12 protein-coding genes are annotated in these 18138 nt (G+C 48.8%); 7 read left to right on the top strand and 5 right to left on the bottom strand.

The window, feature by feature from the left end:
- Positions 1-156 precede the first annotated feature (156 nt).
- Positions 157-2379 (bottom strand): helix-turn-helix domain-containing protein, encoded by a 2223-nt coding sequence (locus B0I18_RS18120; RefSeq protein WP_106524166.1) that lies wholly within the window; start codon positions 2377-2379, stop codon positions 157-159.
- Between the two features lie 122 nt (positions 2380-2501).
- Complete coding sequence (gene der / locus B0I18_RS18115) at positions 2502-3878, bottom strand: ribosome biogenesis GTPase Der (RefSeq protein WP_106524165.1); 1377 nt, start codon at positions 3876-3878, stop codon at positions 2502-2504.
- Between the two features lie 197 nt (positions 3879-4075).
- Here der and B0I18_RS25125 point away from each other — a divergent pair, with 197 nt between their 5' ends.
- Complete coding sequence (locus B0I18_RS25125) at positions 4076-4237, top strand: hypothetical protein (RefSeq protein ID WP_181358515.1); 162 nt, start codon at positions 4076-4078, stop codon at positions 4235-4237.
- A gap of 8 nt (positions 4238-4245) precedes the next feature.
- On the opposite strand, the gene B0I18_RS18110 is transcribed toward B0I18_RS25125, so the two are convergent.
- A complete protein-coding gene (locus B0I18_RS18110) occupies positions 4246-4926 on the bottom strand; it encodes a class I SAM-dependent methyltransferase (RefSeq protein ID WP_106524164.1) in 681 nt (226 codons plus the stop codon).
- A 185-nt stretch (positions 4927-5111) separates the two neighbouring features.
- Between B0I18_RS18110 and B0I18_RS18105 the strand changes: the two genes are divergently transcribed.
- The 5 genes from B0I18_RS18105 (at position 5112) to hutU (ending at position 12266) form a co-directional block, all read left to right on the top strand.
- Positions 5112-6008, top strand: a complete 897-nt coding sequence (locus B0I18_RS18105) for a hypothetical protein (protein ID WP_146146798.1) — start codon at positions 5112-5114, stop codon at positions 6006-6008.
- Between the two features lie 133 nt (positions 6009-6141).
- Complete coding sequence (locus tag B0I18_RS18100; protein ID WP_106524162.1) at positions 6142-6843, top strand: DUF1003 domain-containing protein; 702 nt, start codon at positions 6142-6144, stop codon at positions 6841-6843.
- Positions 6844-7122: 279 nt separating this feature from the next.
- Positions 7123-9381, top strand: a complete 2259-nt coding sequence (locus B0I18_RS18095; protein WP_181358514.1) for a T9SS type A sorting domain-containing protein — start codon at positions 7123-7125, stop codon at positions 9379-9381.
- Positions 9382-9388: 7 nt separating this feature from the next.
- On the top strand, positions 9389-10411 hold the full coding sequence (locus B0I18_RS18090; RefSeq protein WP_106524160.1) for a T9SS type A sorting domain-containing protein: 1023 nt from the start codon (positions 9389-9391) through the stop codon (positions 10409-10411).
- A 202-nt stretch (positions 10412-10613) separates the two neighbouring features.
- Positions 10614-12266, top strand: a complete 1653-nt coding sequence (gene hutU / locus B0I18_RS18085; protein WP_106524159.1) for a urocanate hydratase — start codon at positions 10614-10616, stop codon at positions 12264-12266.
- A 593-nt stretch (positions 12267-12859) separates the two neighbouring features.
- Here hutU and B0I18_RS18075 read toward each other — a convergent pair.
- Together B0I18_RS18075 and B0I18_RS18070 are read right to left on the bottom strand one after the other, a co-directional pair.
- Positions 12860-14224: a zinc-dependent metalloprotease gene (locus B0I18_RS18075; RefSeq protein WP_106524157.1), complete on the bottom strand. Its 1365-nt coding sequence runs from the start codon at positions 14222-14224 to the stop codon at positions 12860-12862.
- A gap of 159 nt (positions 14225-14383) precedes the next feature.
- Positions 14384-15745: a zinc-dependent metalloprotease gene (locus B0I18_RS18070; RefSeq protein WP_106524156.1), complete on the bottom strand. Its 1362-nt coding sequence runs from the start codon at positions 15743-15745 to the stop codon at positions 14384-14386.
- A 466-nt stretch (positions 15746-16211) separates the two neighbouring features.
- Between B0I18_RS18070 and B0I18_RS18065 the strand changes: the two genes are divergently transcribed.
- A complete protein-coding gene (locus B0I18_RS18065) occupies positions 16212-16616 on the top strand; it encodes a GNAT family N-acetyltransferase (protein ID WP_106524155.1) in 405 nt (134 codons plus the stop codon).
- Positions 16617-18138: the final 1522 nt, after the last annotated feature.

Genomic DNA, 18138 nt, shown 5'->3' with positions numbered 1-18138 from the left:
CGATTAAATTTCCGCAAAACAACATCCTGCATGTTACCGGCTCCTTAACGAGAGGTTAAGAAAGCATTAAATGTCATCGGTGTGTAAAAAAATAGTGCGGGCTGAAAGGCCCGCACAGTAAGGTTTTTGTTGATATATACAACAGGTTAAGTCTCGTTATATATTGGCTCTTTTACGATATGCCATCACGGCTTTGATCTCGCCATAGGAATAACCAGAGTCCAGTTTTTCTTTGATCATACCCGAAGTGGCCTGGGGCTGGGCATCCAGCAGTTCCATAATACGCGTCAGCTTATGCTTCGGTACCAGGGCTGAGATCTCGACTTCACCGGTAGCGATAAACTCGCCGAGATGCCCTTCGATGGTACCTTTTACCATACCGCGTTCCGTAGCGATATCGGCGATGGTTTTGCCGGCCAGGAACATTTCGAGCGATATCTTTTTACTGTCGCCTGCCGCCGTCTTGGCTACGGCCTCCTGTGGCAACACAATTTCAATAGGTGCATTTAGCCGCGATACGCGTTCCATGATCTCTTCCATATTCAGCGACTGCGACAGGGCTTCGGTAATGCCCACAGTCTGCATCACCTGCAGCTTTTTCCGTTCAAAGACCAGCATCAGCTCCTGCAGCGCCTTTACATATTTTTTGGTACGGGTCTTTACCTTCTCCGCCTGGATCTGTGTTTTTATCCGTTCAATCACTTTTTCGTCGATGCTCTTTATAAACCAGGCAGAGGCGGCCAGGGTTCTTTCATGCAGCTTGTCGTAAGCGCCTTTGCCGGAGCGCAGGATCTCTTCCAGCTGGGGCAGGAACTTATGCGCGGTAAGGTACTGTTGCTCTACGGTGCGGCCCAGCTCCCGGGCCCAGTCCATAGCTTCAGCTTTATCGGGCAGCGCACTGGTCGTATAGCTGTCCATATGCTCGTCCATAATATCGCGTATCTTCTCCCAATCGTAAGCCAGCAGCAGGGACTGTTCTGCGAAGTGTTGCTGCGACAGTTCAAGCGTACGTTGTACCTGGTCGCTGGATTCTTCGTTCCTTGCAAAATCCAGGATGCGCTCGTCGGTCATAATACTGCTGGCCTGTATCCTCGATTTCAGCACCAGGCCGTCGAGGTTGGTCAACCGGCTCAGCGCCACGTATACCTGGCCTGCAGCAAAGGACTGGCCGGCATCTACAATGGCTTTTTCGAAAGTAAGCCCCTGGCTTTTATGGATGGTTACGGCCCAGGCAAGACGGATGGGGTATTGCTGGAAATTACCCAACTCCTCTTCCTGTACATCGTCGCCTTCGTTATCGTAACGGTACCGTATATTTTTCCATACTTCCAGCTCCAGCTGCATGCGGCCGTTTTCGTTCGGGAAGGATACGAAGATCTTTTTTTCGAACTCGTCTATCGTTTCGATGCGGCCGATCTTACCGTTGTAATAACGGCGGGTATCGCCCTTATCGTTTTTCATAAACATGATCTGCGCACCTTCTTTAAGATGCAGCACCTTATCTACTGGATAGGCATGTTCGGGAAACTCGTTATTGATCACCGCGTCGATCTTATGCGTTTTACCCGGCAATTTTTCGAGCTCGGCCTGGTTAATGGCATCGGCCTTATAGTTATGCGAGGTAAGGGTAATAAAACCGTCGTCGCGACCTGGCGAGAAGTAAGGATCGTAATGCACCTGCAATTGCTCCAGGTCTTCTTCCGTACAGTTGTTGTTCCGGATATTATTGAGCAGCGAGATAAAAGTACGGTCGCTCTGGCGATAGATCTTTTTAAGCTCGATATAAATAGGCATGGCTTCTTTCACCACGAGCGAGTCGAAGAAGAAAGGGCTGTTGTAATGTTCGCTCATCAGCTGCCATTCCTCGTCGCGCACCACGGGGGGCAACTGGAACATATCGCCGATAAACAACATCTGCACCCCGCCGAACGGGTCCTGCGGCCTGCGGCGTACCGAGCGCAATACTGCGTCCAGGGCATCCATCACATCGGCGCGTACCATCGAGATCTCATCGATGATCAGCAGGTCCAGTTCCCGGATCAGGTCTCTCTTGGTACTGTTCAGGCGCAGCTTGCCCAGCAGTTGATTCTTGTTATAAATATTCTGCGATTCGCTGCCCCATACCGTGCGCTGTGTAGGCAGGAAGGTGCCGAAAGGCAATTGGAAAAAGGAGTGGATGGTTACACCGCCTGCGTTGATCGCGGCCACGCCGGTAGGCGCCACCACGGCCATTTTCTTATAACAGTTGTCCCGTATGTAACGGAGAAACGTTGTTTTACCGGTACCGGCCTTACCGGTAAGAAAAAGATGTTGATTCGTCTGGTTCACAAATGCCACCGCTTGCTGGAAAACGGTATTGGCAGTATCCGTCTGTTGCATAGTTTATAGGGAGAACGGCCTTTTCGGAAGCCGGCTGGATTCATGCATAAAAGTAGCGATTTCTTTCCTGTCCGGGGAGCAAAAAAGAAATCGCTTGATTGGAAAACAGCTTGTCGGCCGTTTTATTTTTTTCTGAAAAATATCTTGATTGGCACACCGCTGAAATTAAAATGACTGCGCAGCTTATTCTCGAGGAAGTTGCGGTAAGGCGTCTTGATCTCGTCGGGGTGATTGGAGTAAAAGGCAAAAGCCGGGGTATGCGTCGGGATCTGCATCACAAACTTGATACGTACCGAATGGCCGCGCACTACCGGTGGGGTAAAACGTTCGATTTCTTTCAGCATCACCTCGTTCAGGTGGGAGGTAGTGATCCTTCTCAGCCTGTTTTCAAATACCTCCAGGGCTTTTTCGATAGCCTGGAAGATACGCGTCTTTTCGGCGGCCGAAGTAAAGACCACGGGTATATCGGTAAATGGCGCGATCCTTTCTTTCAGGTTTTTCTCGTAGTCGCGGGCGGTATTGGTTTCCTTGCCTTCTACTACATCCCATTTGTTCACCAGGATCACGATGGCTTTGCCTTTACGCTCGGCCAGCGACAGGATATTGACGTCCTGGGCGGTCATACCCTTGGCCGCATCGATCAGCAGCATACATACATCGGCTTCATCCATCGCTTTGATGGCGCGGATCACCGAGTAGAACTCGAGGTCTTCCTGTACCGCTTTCTTCTTACGCAAACCGGCGGTATCGATGAGGATAAATTCTTTGCCGAACTGGTTGTAATGGGTATGGATCGGGTCGCGGGTGGTACCGGCGATATCCGATACAATGGCGCGCTCCTTACCGGTAAGGGCATTGAGCAGGGTAGATTTACCGGCATTGGGCTGGCCGATGATCGCGATCTTGGGAATGGGATCTTTTTCCCGTTTCATGATGATCACATTGCCATCCTCATCTTCGATTTCTTCTTCGATCATCTCTACCTCTGCATCCTGGGTCGATTCGGGGATCAGTTCGGTAATGGCATCCAGTACCTCGCCGGTACCGCTGCCGGAGATGGAAGAGAGAAAGAACGTAGGATCGAAGCCGAGTACATAAAACTCGGTAGCATCGAGCTGGCGCTCTGCATTATCTACTTTATTAACCACCAGGAATACTGGTTTGTTGGAGCGGCGCAGCAGTTGCGCCATATCGTCGTCGAGGTCGGTAATGCCGGCCGTAACGTCTGTAATGAACAGGATAATATCCGCTTCGTCGATGGCGATATGCACCTGTTTGCGGATCTCTTTTTCGAATATATCTTCAGAGCGGGACACAAAACCACCCGTATCGATTACGTTAAAAAATTTGCCATTCCAGTCGGAAATACCGTACTGCCGGTCGCGGGTCACACCGCTAAAGTCATCTACAATGGCTTTGCGTTGCTCGAGCAACCGGTTAAAGAGTGTTGATTTGCCTACATTGGGTCTTCCGACTATAGCTACTGTAAATCCGGGCATTAAATTAATGATTTATGCCGCAAAGGTACGGTTTAGCTTTTTAGCAGCCGAATTTCGCGGTATATAAGGTATATTTCTGCCCGGAAACCCTGTTGAAAACGGTGGCAGCGCGGTAATATGCTATTGCTAACAACCCGATAGTAGGCGGAATAAGAAGAAAAGTGTAGTTTCGAAAGCATTATCACCCAACCATTACTATGATAAAAAAATACTTTATCGCCTTGTTGCTGATCGCCTTTTTCTCCCTGGCCGGTATTGCCGTAGCAGAGACATTTGGCAGGGGCTATGGCTTCCTCTTCTCCCTGATGATCGCTCCGGTGATCTTCCTTATCCGCAAATTCGATTCGTTCCGCGCCTAACCCCGTCGTTATGACGCGATATCGCGGCTGGCAAGCAATACGATAAATTCGCGTTCGACGGTATGACCGGCATTGCTGGTTACCTGCTCGGTTTCGCTAATCACATCGACGATGTGGAAGCCCGCAGCAGCAAGCAGATCTGTGGCTTTTTCGGGACTGTAAAGATTAAAACCAAATTCGGTAAAAGGCAGGGTCTTCATAAAGGCCTCAGTAGCGAAGCAAAGGGCAAAGACGCCGCCCGGACGTAATACCCGGAACAACTCCGCGGCCTGTGCCGGCGCATTATCCCAGAAGTAAAGCGTGTTTACGGTAAAGATGCGGTCGTACTGCCGGTCATCCCCGGGGATACCCACATAACCATCCACAGGATCTATGGCGAGAAAAGCAGCCTGCCCGCTTTCGATAGCCGGCTGGTTCAGGCTACTGGCCAGCGCCACCATCGTTGCCGAGATATCTATGCCCTGGTAGTGTATGTCTTTCGCTTTGGGCAGTACATAGGGCAGGTGTGTGCCGCCGCCCGGGCCCATTTCCAGTACCCGGTTCTTATCCTGTATATTTAAATGATCGATGCAGCGCCTGATCATATTGCCGTTGTTATCACTCATTCTTTCGGCTGTAGCAATGCCATCGTCTCCCGAAGGTTGCCGGAGTTGTGCGGCTATGGCTTTAAAGTCTGGTGTGCCTCCCATAAGATCGTGTTTTTAGGAGTACAAAATAAGCCCTTTTCGTACCGGGAGCCAAGTCATAGTTCTGTCATATCCGGCAGGCTTTTGTATGGATAGGGCCGGGAAGCGGGTATTGTTAATATTGATGTAAATGATTATTTTAGTACCGGCCATATCCAGGGCCCCTGTAACCTATCAATCAACCCACTATGTCTTATTTACGAAACGGCAGCTGGTTGCTGCTTTTGGTTGTATGCCTTTCTGCTCCGGCACAGGCGGCTCTTCTTTCTCTTAAGGAATCTATGGCCAAACGCCTGGTAACCGTCAAGGCGGTATCCAAAGGTGGCTTTATGGGGCAGTGTCTTAACCTGGAGTTGCATAACAATACCGGTAGCGATCTTTCACTTGCCGTTGATCCGGCGCTTATTTTTAAACCTTTGGATAGCCGATTCCAGCCCCTTGTGGCGGTGGGTGAAGAACAGGTAACCGTCGAAGCCGGTAAATCGAAAACGGTAACCCTGCAGACCTTTTGTGGCAAGAGCAGCGCCAGTGGGCCCGCTAAAAATTTAACGTATGCCTATTGGAAGCAGGGCGATACGGTAATGCGCCAGGTAAGCCGTTATATACGGCAACACCGTTTATTCGGATCGCTGGGCCAGCATGCGATATGGACGCTTACGAGCGGCCATTGCCTGAGTAATGTGTATAACCCGTCGGGAAAACCGGATGAAGGCAAGGCTCTGGTGGCTTATATGGCTGGTTTGCTTCGCCAGCAGATGCCTGAGTACTATACCCATCATAACATCAATACCAGTGGCAACGGGGGAGAAGTGTTCGACCTTAACCTTTCGAAAGTGTATGTACCGCTTAACTGGAAGAAGGAAAGCCGCAGGCAGATGCATGTGGTGATCTTTGACCACAACCGTAAGGTATACCGCGAAATCAAATCGGGCCAGGTCAGTAATTCGAAAGGTGAACATGAAATCTCGGTCGAGTTCGATCCGGACCGTGATCCCCTGGGAGTGTATTACGTACAGCTGCGCGACGACGAAAGCGATGTATGGATCGAGAAACGGGTGGTCATGCAAAAGAATATCTGTCAGTAGACCTATTTTGAATAGTGCAAATACACACTGGCGGCCGCTTGTACCCGTCTTTGCTTTGTTTTAACCCCGCGCCGCTCAAAATCTTTTGAAAATATATGCCAGGCTTCCTTAATTTCATCGAAAGAAGTATATTATGGAAACCTTTATCAGCGGCCTTTCGGGGAAAGAATTTCCTGTGTCGGAACGCGTTTCAGGCAATGTTATTCATGGCGAATTACTGAAGATCATACAAAAGGAGAACCCTGATTTCGGTGCGGACGATCATTTATCGGTAAGTGAACTGAACTCCTGTAAGCTGAAGTATTTATCCGATCACCTGATGCGCGAAGTAGGCGATCTTGGTGAAATGGAACAGACCGTGCTCGACTCGATCGGCAAGCGCAACTCGATAACCGCCAAACTGGACGACGACGACCTGCAAAGCACCCTGGGCCAGCGCGTTGCCGACAAGGTAGCCGCCTTTGGCGGCAGCTGGAAATTTATCATCTTTTTCAGCATTACCATCGTAGTCTGGATCCTGGGCAATGTATATATGCTGCACAACAAAGGTTTCGATCCCTATCCCTTTATCCTGCTCAACCTGATCCTGTCCTGCCTGGCAGCCCTGCAGGCGCCGGTGATTATGATGAGCCAGAACCGGCAGGAAGAAAAAGACCGGCAGCGGGCCAAAAGCGATTATATGATCAACCTGAAGTCGGAACTGGAGATCCGCATGCTGCACGAAAAACTGGATCATCTTATTATCCGGCAGCAGGAGGATATTATCGAAATACAGCGTTCGCAACTCGAGCAGATGAATAATATGATCGCCCGGTTAGAGGATAAAAAAGGGTAGGTTTTAATAAATTATGCATTTATGCTTTGATAGTAAGTAGGTTTATTTTATGTTTGATATTTATTTATATAAAATAAATATCCCATGAAAAAACATTTGCTAATAATTTGGCTGCTAAACCTGGCCTTATCAGGCGTGTGCTGGTTAGCTGGTCCTACGCCGCTACACGCTGTTATTCCGACTGTTATTTCAGGAACATACTACGTTAACTTTCCTGATTATTGTTCTGGCCCTTGTATCGTACAGTCCGGCGCATTGTTACTTATTAATCCGGGAGCGGTGGCTTCCTTCCCTTATGATATTACGGTTATGGCCGGGGGCACGATTAAAGTAGATGGGGCTACGGTAAAAATGGGGGCCGGCGCCCGCATTATTTTAAGAGGTTATTTTGGTACTGCCGGCCCGCCTCCCAATGCTTCTGCGGCGGCTGTATTCGAAGCCCGCAACCAGTCTTTGGTCACCGTTATCACACCGGGTACCTACTGGTCGGGTATAGAAACCATGCGGGGCGCGACTTCCAGCCCAGGACCCGCTTCTCCCAATGCATCGCGGATATTTATCGAAAACAGTACGATTGAAAATGCGGAGACCGCCATCCGGAATTTTGACAAGGACTTTGCTGCGTCAACAACCAATGGTGGAACTGTTGCTGCGAATTTGACCCTTTTCCGAAATAATAAAAGGGCGTTATGGTTTCATAATGAAGTGAACGCGGGGGCCATCGTCGATCCGAATACGCAAACCAGCGGGATGAACTGGAATGCTCTATTCCAGTATTGCAGCTTTACCCATACCAATAACTTTAATCCGAGTCCATACCCGCCGGATATGGTTTACCTGGATAATTGCAAAAATATTACATTTCTTTCCTGTACATTTACAGGTAGTGCAGTTAATCCGCTGAACACCTCCGGTATTATGGGGGTGAACGCAAGCGTAAAGGTTCAACAATTCAACGACCTTATGCCCAGGTGTGTTTTCTCCAATCTGAATACCGGTATCTACCTGGTCAACAGTCTGCAGACTGACCGCGTGTCTTTAGTCCGTAATGCGGATTTCTATTGTCTTTATGGTATTAATATGAGCGGCTGCTTTATGCCCTGGGTGCTGGGGTGTAATTTTCAGGTGGATAATAGCCCTTCTTATTTTGGTATTTTTCTGCGTAATTCAACCGGGTATCGTATAGAAGGTAATACGTTATGCGGTCATCCTGCAGGCGGTCCCGGCATTGTGGTTAAAAATTCGGGTACTGCCTATAATGAAATATACCGGAATAAAACCAAGCCCTTTCCCCTGGGGTTGTTATTGGGTGTACAGTCCATTGGGCGTAACCGTAATACTGCCGCGACAACCGGGTTGAAAATACTATGTAATAACCTGCTGGGCACCTGGAACGGATACGAGATATCGGTTATGCAGGACGTAATCAATTCAGGCAGCGATGGTATCGCCCGGTTGCAGTACCTGCCTGCAGGGCTTAGTAATCTTTATGATTACAGTGCCGGAAACAAGTTTAATTATACGTCCGCACCCACTGCAGGATATAATTACCCCAATTATTTTATAGGACCCAATACGAATACGATCGCCGATTTTCAATATGGCTGTACCGGAATAGGGGCTCCCGAAGTTCCGGTAAACAGGAACTTTACCAATATAATCGGCACCCAGGCCAATACCTGCCCGGTACATAATAATGGAGCACCACCCGCGCCTTTCCCTTTTTCGCAGTTTATAACAGCATTATCAGTGATTGAATCGCAGATAACTTTGATTGAAGCAAAACCTGGCCGTACTTATAACGATACCGCTTTGCTGGACGGCCTGTTGACCGCCCACGCACTGCTGATCGACAGGGCTGTAGGGCAGTACCAGTACCGCAAGGATACGGACACTGCCAACTATATTGACAGTATCGCCCTGGTGTATGCGAAAGTGACCAAGGGATACCAGTATAAGTTGTACCAGGCTTCGGCTTACCGGGAACTTGCACGCTGGGATGATGCATTTAAGGTATTGAACAAGATCCCGGAAAAATACACCCTAAGTGAAGAAGAGCAGGCAGAAGTTGCGCATACCCTGGTATTGTACCAGGCCCTGCAATGGCTCGAAGGCCCGGGGGCAACGTGGAATAACCTGCCCGTACAGTTCCGGGATCTGATATCAGCGTGCGCCGCGGCCGATCGTACGCAGGCAGGAGCAATTGCCCGTGCGCTGTTGGCACAGTACGAAGGCGCGATCTTCCCCCCTGAATTTATACCGCCTTCGCCGGACTATGCTGCCGCAAGCAGGCTTATGGCTGCGAAGCGGGAATGGAACATCTATCCTAACCCGGTTTCCGGGCAGTTGTGGGTTGACTGTGCTACCGGTAACGCGTTACTGGTACTGAGCGATATAAGCGGCAGAGTAGTGCTGCGCCATGTGCTGAACGGGGGTAAAGATATGATTAACATTAGCCACTTGCCTGCGGGTGTTTATGTGGCCGGTCTGAGCACAGAACATCGTATTGTTTACACACAGAAAATAATTAAAAAATAAAGCGCTTATGAAGTTCAATATCCTGGGATATATATGGGTTGTGGTCCTGTGGCTGCAGCCAGGATGGGCCAATGGCCAGGCAACGCCGGTGTTTGTTACGGATTACGAGGGGGTACTTTATGCTGTAAATGTACCCGGTTGCACGATCCGTTCTTTTGGTGCCATTCCGCCTATGGCCGACATTGCTTTTACACCGGATGGCCGGCTTTGGGGTATCACCCCGGATACTGCCGGAGGTCGCCTCTATTTAATCGATACGGTCAATGTCGAGGCCGTTTATAAAGGGCATACTGCGATCTATGGCAATTCGCTGGTGGCCCTCAACGACTCCATCCTGCTCATGGTATATGGCAGGGACTTGTATGGGATCAGGGTTCGGGATGCATCTACGTATCGTATCGGTGATATCCGCTATCCCTCTATGGGTGACCTGGCCTGGTATGGCCGTGATCTTTATTTAGCGTCCGCAGATACGTTGTTGGTGTTTAATGGTCTGCTGGTCAAAATTGAACTCAACAAAACGTTTGATACTGTAGTAAGTGCAATAGCACTTAACGATCCCTATAAGCCGATCCCGAGCTGTTTTGGCCTGGCTACGATTACCTTGCCGGCAACCGGGCCTTCGCTGGTAGGCTTTTCACGTTATGGAGCATATAAGATCAATACTGAGGATGCCTCTTACCAATTGCTTTGCGATTCGCTGCCGGTCAGCCTTGGCGTATCAGGAGCTGCTTATATGAGCCCGTCGCTGGGAGGAACCGCTATCGCTGCTGATCCCGAAAAACCGCGGCTGCGTCTTTATCCCAATCCCGCCCATGGCCGGGTGCAGCTCCAGTTGGATAATTTCAGCGGGGCGCCCGGAGCGCTGGTGCTTTACCTGTACGATTATACAGGAAGGCTGATTATGCGCAGGGATATAGCTTCATCGCGGGAAACGATTGACCTTGGCGGCTATAGTCCTGGTTTGTATATAATACGCCTGGAATACAAAGGCAATACGATCGCTGTTGAAAAACTGGAGCGGGCATAAGCATAAATTTTGTTTCTTTTTGATTTGATGATAAGAATATGGGGTAGACATAACATTTGCCTGGCTCGAAGCAAAGCCCCGCTCCCTGGTGTCGAAATAGAAGTTCAGTAATAAATTAATGGCTGCAAAATAAAAACGCAATCAGTAAAAAAATCTATTTTTGCCAGCCAATTAATCCTGCTTAATTAACTGAACTTATTATATGAGTACAACAGCACGTATCATTAAATCGCCTACCGGCACCCAACTGCATTGTAAAGACTGGGTTACCGAAGCGGCATACCGTATGCTTCAGAACAACCTGGATCCCGAAGTTGCCGAACGCCCCGAAGACCTCGTTGTATATGGGGGTATCGGTAAAGCCGCCCGTAACTGGGAAAGCTTCGATAAAATACTGGAATGCCTGCGCGAATTGAAGGAAGATGAAACCCTGATGGTACAGAGCGGGAAGCCTGTAGGCGTTCTGCGTTCTCATAAAAATGCGCCCCGTGTATTGATCGCCAATTCCAACCTGGTGGGCCGCTGGGCTACCTGGGAGCATTTCCGCGAACTGGAAGCCAAAGGACTGATGATGTACGGGCAAATGACGGCCGGAAGCTGGATCTATATCGGCTCGCAGGGCATCGTGCAGGGTACTTACGAAACGTATCTTTCCCTGGCTGCCATCAACTTTAACGGTACCCTCAAAGGTACCCTGAATGTAACCGCCGGTCTCGGCGGTATGGGTGGCGCTCAGCCCCTCGCCATTACCATGAACGAAGGCGTATGTCTCGCTGCCGAAATCGAAGAATGGCGCATGCAGAAAAGGATCGAGACCCGTTACCTCGACGAATATTATCACGATATCGACGAAGCGATCGACCGTTCGCTGGATGCCAAGGCAAAAGGCGAAGCCGTATCTATCGGCGTATGCTGCAACGTTGTAGACCTGCTGCAAAGATTGCTGGACCGCAATATCACCCCCGATACCCTTACCGACCAGACTTCTGCTCATGACGAACTGATCGGTTATTTCCCCGAAGGACTTACCGTGGCGGAGGCAAACGCGCTGCGCGAATCTGATCCGGAAACTTATCGCAACCGCGCACTGGACACTATGGCACACCATGTACGCCAGATGCTGGAACTGCAAAAACGCGGCGCCATTACTTTCGATTATGGCAATAATCTGCGTGGACAAGCTAAAGACAAACGCGGCGTAGAGAACGCGTTCGACTTCCCGGGTTTCGTACCGGCCTATATCCGTCCGCTGTTCTGCGAAGGTAAAGGGCCTTTCCGCTGGGTAGCCCTGAGCGGTGATCCGGAAGATATCTATACCACCGATAAGGCGCTTGCCGAATTATTTCCTGAGAATAAAGGCCTGCAACGCTGGCTGAACCTGGCGAAAGACAAGATCGCGTTCCAGGGCCTGCCTGCACGTATTTGCTGGTTGGGTATGGGTGAGCGCGAAAAAGCCGGTCTGCTGTTTAACGAACTGGTGCGTACCGGTAAAGTAAAAGCGCCAATCGTAATCGGCAGGGATCACCTGGATTGCGGTTCTGTAGCTTCGCCAAACCGCGAAACGGAAGCCATGAAAGACGGTAGCGATGCCGTAGCCGACTGGCCGATCCTCAATGCATTGATCAATACCGCAGGCGGCGCGAGCTGGGTAAGCTTCCACCATGGCGGTGGTGTGGGTATGGGTTATTCGCTTCATGCCGGTATGGTGATCGTGGCCGACGGTTCTGCCGATGCCGAAGAACGCCTGAAACGCGTATTGCATAACGATCCTGCTATGGGCGTATTGCGTCATACCGACGCCGGTTATGACGATGCCAAAGACAATGCCGATAAATTCGGTTTAAACATCTGGTAAGTATAAGCAACTTATTATAATAGGAAAGCCCGGCTGTATGCAATACAACCGGGCTTCTTGTTGTTTTGGTAAAGCCAGCTAACTAATAAGATCCTACGCTACGCTCAGGATGACAGCGAACACTTCAACAGTTCAAAATTCAAAACTCAAAATTTAAAATTACCCTGCTGTGCTCAGGATGACAATCGTCCTCTTGATACGCGATGCCTTACACGCTGGCAAAGCCAGCTAACGGATAATATCCTTCGCGACGCTTAGGATGACAGCGAACACTTCAACAGTTCAAAATTCAAAACTCAAAATTTAAAATTACCCTGCTGCGCTCAGGATGACAATCGTCCTCTTGATACGCGATGCTTTACACGCTGGTAAAGCCAGCTCGGGGATGAGATCCTTCGCGAGGCTCAGGATGACAGGCTTCCTCCTGGTACCTCATGCTTTTCACGCTGGTAAAGCCAGCTTACCGATAAGATCCTTCGCGAGGCTCAGGATGACAGCTAATATCTAATATCTAACATCTAATATCTAACATCTAATATCTAACATCTAATATCTAACATCTAATATCTGAAATCTAAAATCTAACATCTATTCTACCGCGCTATCACTACCTGCCGGGTATAACATTCCTGGCCGGATTGCAATTTCAGGAAGTAAACACCGGAGGGCAGGTTGCTGATGTCTATGGTTTTGGTGCCCTGTACGGTTTTTACCGTTTTACCCAGTACATCCGTCAGTACCACTTGTTCTATCTTGCCTACGAAGGCGATGTTTAGGCTTTGACTGGCCGGTTGCGGGTATACTTTCACGGCATTGCGCCGGGTATCTTTGTCTGTAAAACCGGTGCCGTTCTGGTTGACCAGGTCCTTCCGTTGGTTGGCGAGAATGCGCCGCATCAGGTCCACCTGGCCCTGGGTAAACATCACTACATACTCGTCGTCGGAGTAGTCCATATAATTTTCCCAGAGGTCGGGCAGGTCGCCGGGTTGATCCTGGTGACAGGTGTTTTGCGTAGGATCCGGCTGTCCGTACGATTGTTCGGCCTGGTAAGGGGTATCGTCGACACCATCCGAAGCGGCCGGTGTACAGGCTACAGTGGGATCTTGTGCATCGCCCCAGATATGCCGTAGCCCAAGGTAGTGGCCTACTTCGTGTACTGCGGTACGGCCTTGTGTGCTCATAGGCGCTATTTCGGATACCCCGGGGTTTTTGCTGCCGCCTATACAATGGTATTGCAGTACTACACCGTCTTTCATACCTGATAATTCAGTGGTATCGGTACCCCAGTTGGGCGGCAGCGGGTTGAGTGGCGGCGTGGCATAACCCAGGATAGCGATCATACTTGAACCGCCAACGTTAAAAGCCATATCCGCTACCCATATGTTCAGGTACTTATCTGCGGGCCAGCCATCAAATCCGCCCTGGTTGGTGTGTTTGATCCGTTCCAGCGAGTCCATCGTACCCAGCGCCGAAATGGAGCCGAAGCTGGTGTGCGTAGTAGGCGTACGGGTAATGCCATTGGTGGCGGCCCCGTTTGGCGCTTTTGTGGCCAGGTAGAATTCTATTTCCGCGTCGGCACTGATCGGCTTGAATAAGGAGCGCAGGTTGCCGGTATCAGCATGTCTTTTACGGTAAGCATTATTCAGGATCGTAACCTGGTGTTGTATGAGGGAATCTGCTATATTGCCTCTTTCTACAGCCCCGTTTTTGTAGTACACAACATGGAATACAACCGGGATACGGTACACGGTGCCGGTAGGCCGGGCTGCCTCACCCGAGTTTTTATCCATAACAAAGGCATCATATTTACGGCGGAAATCAGGGTCTTTTCTTTCCAGGTTTTTCCATACCAGTTCATAACCACAGCGCGGTATATCCGCCGGTACGGTTTGTGCATGGGTACGCAACGCAGGCACTCCAAGAAGCAGGCCTGTAATGAGAGACAGAGTTTTTTTCATTCGGTATCGGGTTTTTTAAGAAATTATTTGCAAAATAAAACATCTTCATGTAGCAACAGGTTAAATAAGGTTAACCCGTTGCCTACATGTAGATGTATAAATGCGTTTTATCAATAAAAAGACGCCCGGCTCCGAAAAAATCTTAGTAAGCGAACAAGATCAATGTTGAACGACCACTTTCCGGGTGTAAAAGTTTTGGCCGGATTGCAGTTTTAAAAAATATAGGCCCGAGGGCAAATGGCTTACCGGTATAGGCTGTTTATCGGCGCTTTGGTATATGGTTTTGCCGGTTATATCGGTTAGGGCAATCCCGTCTGCTTTTCCTGCGAATACGATAGACAGGGTAGTGCGGGCGGGCTGAGGGAAGACTTGTATGCTTTGTTGAGCGTGTTTTTCAGAGATTAACCCTGTCGGATAGTCGTTAACCAGTGTGTCGCGTCGCTGCAGCAGGATGTTACGCATAAAACCGGCTTGTTCGAGGGTAAACATGACCTGGAAAGGCTCCCGGGTATAATCCATATAGTTTTCCCAGAGATCCGGCAAGTCACCTGCCTCGCCCGCGCCACAGGTATTCTTGGCAGGATCGGGAGCCCCTGTCACGATGGCCTGTAAGGGGGTATCGCCAATACCATCATCGTCCGCAACGCTGCAGTAGGGGTTCGACGAGCCGCCGAATATATGATTAAGTCCGAGGTAATGCCCCACTTCATGTACCACTGTCCTGCCTTTACCGCAACCCCTGCTTTCGGCCAGGGCCCGGTAAGGACTTTTCTGTGCACCCACAAACTGGTATTGCAGGATAATGCCGTCACGGGTGTTATCAAGGTAGGTAATATTACCCCAATTGGGTGGCAGCGGGTTGAGCGGCGGAGTGCCGTAGCCGATCACGCCGATCTGGTACTGATTATTAACCCACCTGCTCATATCGGATATCCATATATTCAGGTAACGGTTTGTGGGCCATGGATCTTTTCCCCCTGCGGCTGTGCTTTTTATCCGCTCGATAGAGTCGATAAAATAGACAATATTATTGCTGCTGCCGCCAAAAGCCTCGATAGCAGTCGGAGTACGGGTAATGCCGTTGGTAGTTACGCCGCCCGGATCTTTCGTGGCCAGGTAAAATTCAATCTCTGCGTCGGCTTTCAAGTGTTTGAATACCGTTCTCAGGTTGGCGGTATCGGCATTCCGGCTCCTGTAGGCCTCGTTCAGGATCGCGACCTGTTCCTGGAGGGTAGAATCCGGGATATCCCATATTTTGGTATTACCCTGTTGGAAGTAAAGTACATGAAATACAACCGGTATTCGGTAGACGATCCCGGTAGGCCTTGCAGCACCGGTTGTATTACCGGAACCTCTCAGCGCAGTTTCGTAGCGGGTACGGATCCCGGGTTGTTCTTTTTCAAGGTGCTGCCAATAGAGGTCGAAAGCGCAGGGAGGCAGTTCCGGGATAGATTCCTGGGCAGTAACCCGTAACAGCGGGAATGGCAGTAACAGGAAGATGAGGTAAAGGATCTTTTTCATGAGATGATTGTTATATGAAAATAAGACAGTTATCACCTCGAACAGGTACTATATGCCAGTAGCCGGCGTTGGCAAATGCTGCGCAATAATAAGCGATGGGCCTCCTGTGGAGTATCAAGTATGAAGTATCAAGAGGACGATTGTCATCCTGAGCGCGCAGGGTAATTTTAAATTTTGAGTTTTGAATTTTGAGCTGTTGAAGTGTTCACTGTCATCCTGAGCGCAGCAGGGTAATTTTAAATTTTGAGTTTTGAATTTTGAACTGTTGAAGCGTTCGCTGTCATCCTGAGCGCAGCGAAGGATCTTATTAGTTAGCGGGCTTTATCAAGCGGGAGCGTTCGTCCTGATGTGGTTGAGAGGTTAGCCGGCTTTGTCTGGTCGTGCTTGTACTATATTTCAAGGCGTGCTCCTTTCGTTAAGATCCTTCGCTGCGCTCAGGATGACATCTAAAACCTAACTTTGACACATGATTACAATAACAAACGAAATTGTTCCGCTCGATACATACCTGCAGCTCCGGGTTGCTTCCGGTTTGACGGCCAAAACGCCCGCGGCCGCAGCAATAGGCCTGAAAAACAGTCTATATGCTGTGGCGGTCAAAGATGGAGATAATTATATAGGGATGGGCCGTGTTATCGGCGATGGGGGCTGCTTTTGCCAGGTAGTCGATATCTGTATATTGCCGGGTTACCAGGGCAGGGGACTTGGTAAGGAGATTATGGCCCGTATCCGGACCTATATCGACGAACAATTGCCTGAAGGCTGTTACATCAGCCTGCTCGCCGACGGCAAGGCCGATCAGTTATATGCACAGTTCGGTTTTAAAGAAACGATGCCACATTCCAAGGGCATGGCGATGAAGAAAGGGTAGGGTAATTTTAAATTTTGAGTTTTGAATTTTGAGCTGTTGAAGTGTTCGCTGTCATCCTGAGCTTGCAGGGTAATTTTGAATTTTGAGTTTTGAATTTTGAGCTGTTGAAGTGTTCGCTGTCATCCTGAGCTTCGCGAAGGATCTTATCCGTTGGCCGGCTTTATTAGAGTGGTATGTATCAAGAGGGAGCCTTTCATCCTGAGCCCGCATGGTAATTTTGAATTTTGAGTTTTGAATTTTAAACTGTTGAAGTGTTCGCTGTCATCCTGAGCATCGCGAAGGATCTTATCCGTTGGCTGGCTTTATTAGCGTGGTATGTATCAAGAGGACGATTGTCATCCTGAGCGTAGCGAAGGATCTCACCAGTTAGCTGGCTTTATTAGAGTGGTAAGTATCAAGTGTTCGCTGTCATCCTGAGCGTAGCGAAGGATCTCATCAGTTAGCAGGCTTTATCAAGAGGGAGTGGGGGCTCATCCTGCTTCACGAAGGCTGTCTTCGATTAGCTGGCTTTGCCTGGTCGTGCTTCTGGCTAATTTTCAGGGCGTGCTTCCTCCGTTAAGATCCTTCGCTGCGCTCAGGATGACACATCCCATATCTATCATCTAACATCTCCCATCTCACATCTAACATCTCCCATCTCACATCTCACATCTACCATCTCATACCTAACATCTCCCCTTCAATACTTGAATTCAAAAAATATATCTGGCTTGTAAGTGTTGCTGTTACTGAGATATGGTAAACAAAGGTCAATCGATCTGTTAAAAACATTTTGTGGAACGGTATAGGACTTCTATCTTTGCGCTCCCTTAGCGGAACGGCTTAAGGGAAAGTTCATATAAATATAGCGTGGAGTTAACAGAGGAGAGTTTTGGAGCGATACTATATAATAGTATACAGCAACAGAAACGGGGTAAAAAACTTTGAAAAAAGTTTTGGTGAAAAGAAAAGTTTGCTCTACCTTTGCAACCCGCTTGAAACGCTGAAAAGCAGGCCAGGCGTAGTTCTTAAAGATGTTGGGGTTTAAAATTTTCCGGTATAAAAGCTGGAAAGACTTTGAAAAAAATCTTCAAAAAGATTTGGTGAAAAGAAAAAGGTTATCTACCTTTGCACCCCGCTTCGAAAGGAAGCAAGCAGTAAAAAAGATCTTTAGTTATAAGTTGTTCTGGATTAGCTGGTTGGCGAGAAGGGAATAAAAAAAACTTAAAAAAAGATTTGGTTGTTTAAAGTAAGTTACTTACCTTTGCACCCCGATCGAAACGAAAAGATCACAAGTTCTTAAGAAAGCGATGGCTGTTAAAGGCAGCATGAAGGGTTCAACTCCGCTTCCATCATCAGTTTTTAGTTTAGTATTTTGATACTTTTTTCATGATACTTGATACTAACAAATTCTTTGAAATATTGAAAACAGCAGTAAGTTATGAAGTAATTTTGTAACTGAAGGTAAGAAAGCGTAAAATACATTTAAACGATCCGATGATTTTCGAGAGAAAATAGTCGTTTCAAAATCTCATTTACCAAG

The sequence above is a fragment of the Taibaiella chishuiensis genome (assembly GCF_003014535.1).
Classification (GTDB): Bacteria; Bacteroidota; Bacteroidia; order Chitinophagales; family Chitinophagaceae; genus Taibaiella; species Taibaiella chishuiensis.
The sequence above is the reverse complement of the archived record's forward strand: the minus strand, read 5'-3'. Positions and strand labels throughout refer to the sequence as shown.

Excerpts from the sequence above, each read along its gene's own strand:
- B0I18_RS18100 (WP_106524162.1), top strand. The coding sequence starts at position 6,142 with ATGGAAACCTTTATCAGCGGCCTTTCGGGGAAAGAATTTCCTGTGTCG.
- B0I18_RS25125 (WP_181358515.1), top strand. The coding sequence starts at position 4,076 with ATGATAAAAAAATACTTTATCGCCTTGTTGCTGATCGCCTTTTTCTCC.
- B0I18_RS18120 (WP_106524166.1), bottom strand. The coding sequence starts at position 2,379 with ATGCAACAGACGGATACTGCCAATACCGTTTTCCAGCAAGCGGTGGCA.
- B0I18_RS18105 (WP_146146798.1), top strand. The coding sequence starts at position 5,112 with ATGTCTTATTTACGAAACGGCAGCTGGTTGCTGCTTTTGGTTGTATGC.
- B0I18_RS18110 (WP_106524164.1), bottom strand. The coding sequence starts at position 4,926 with ATGGGAGGCACACCAGACTTTAAAGCCATAGCCGCACAACTCCGGCAA.
- B0I18_RS18075 (WP_106524157.1), bottom strand. The coding sequence starts at position 14,224 with ATGAAAAAAACTCTGTCTCTCATTACAGGCCTGCTTCTTGGAGTGCCT.
- B0I18_RS18065 (WP_106524155.1), top strand. The coding sequence starts at position 16,212 with ATGATTACAATAACAAACGAAATTGTTCCGCTCGATACATACCTGCAG.
- hutU (WP_106524159.1), top strand. The coding sequence starts at position 10,614 with ATGAGTACAACAGCACGTATCATTAAATCGCCTACCGGCACCCAACTG.
- B0I18_RS18090 (WP_106524160.1), top strand. The coding sequence starts at position 9,389 with ATGAAGTTCAATATCCTGGGATATATATGGGTTGTGGTCCTGTGGCTG.
- der (WP_106524165.1), bottom strand. The coding sequence starts at position 3,878 with ATGCCCGGATTTACAGTAGCTATAGTCGGAAGACCCAATGTAGGCAAA.
- B0I18_RS18070 (WP_106524156.1), bottom strand. The coding sequence starts at position 15,745 with ATGAAAAAGATCCTTTACCTCATCTTCCTGTTACTGCCATTCCCGCTG.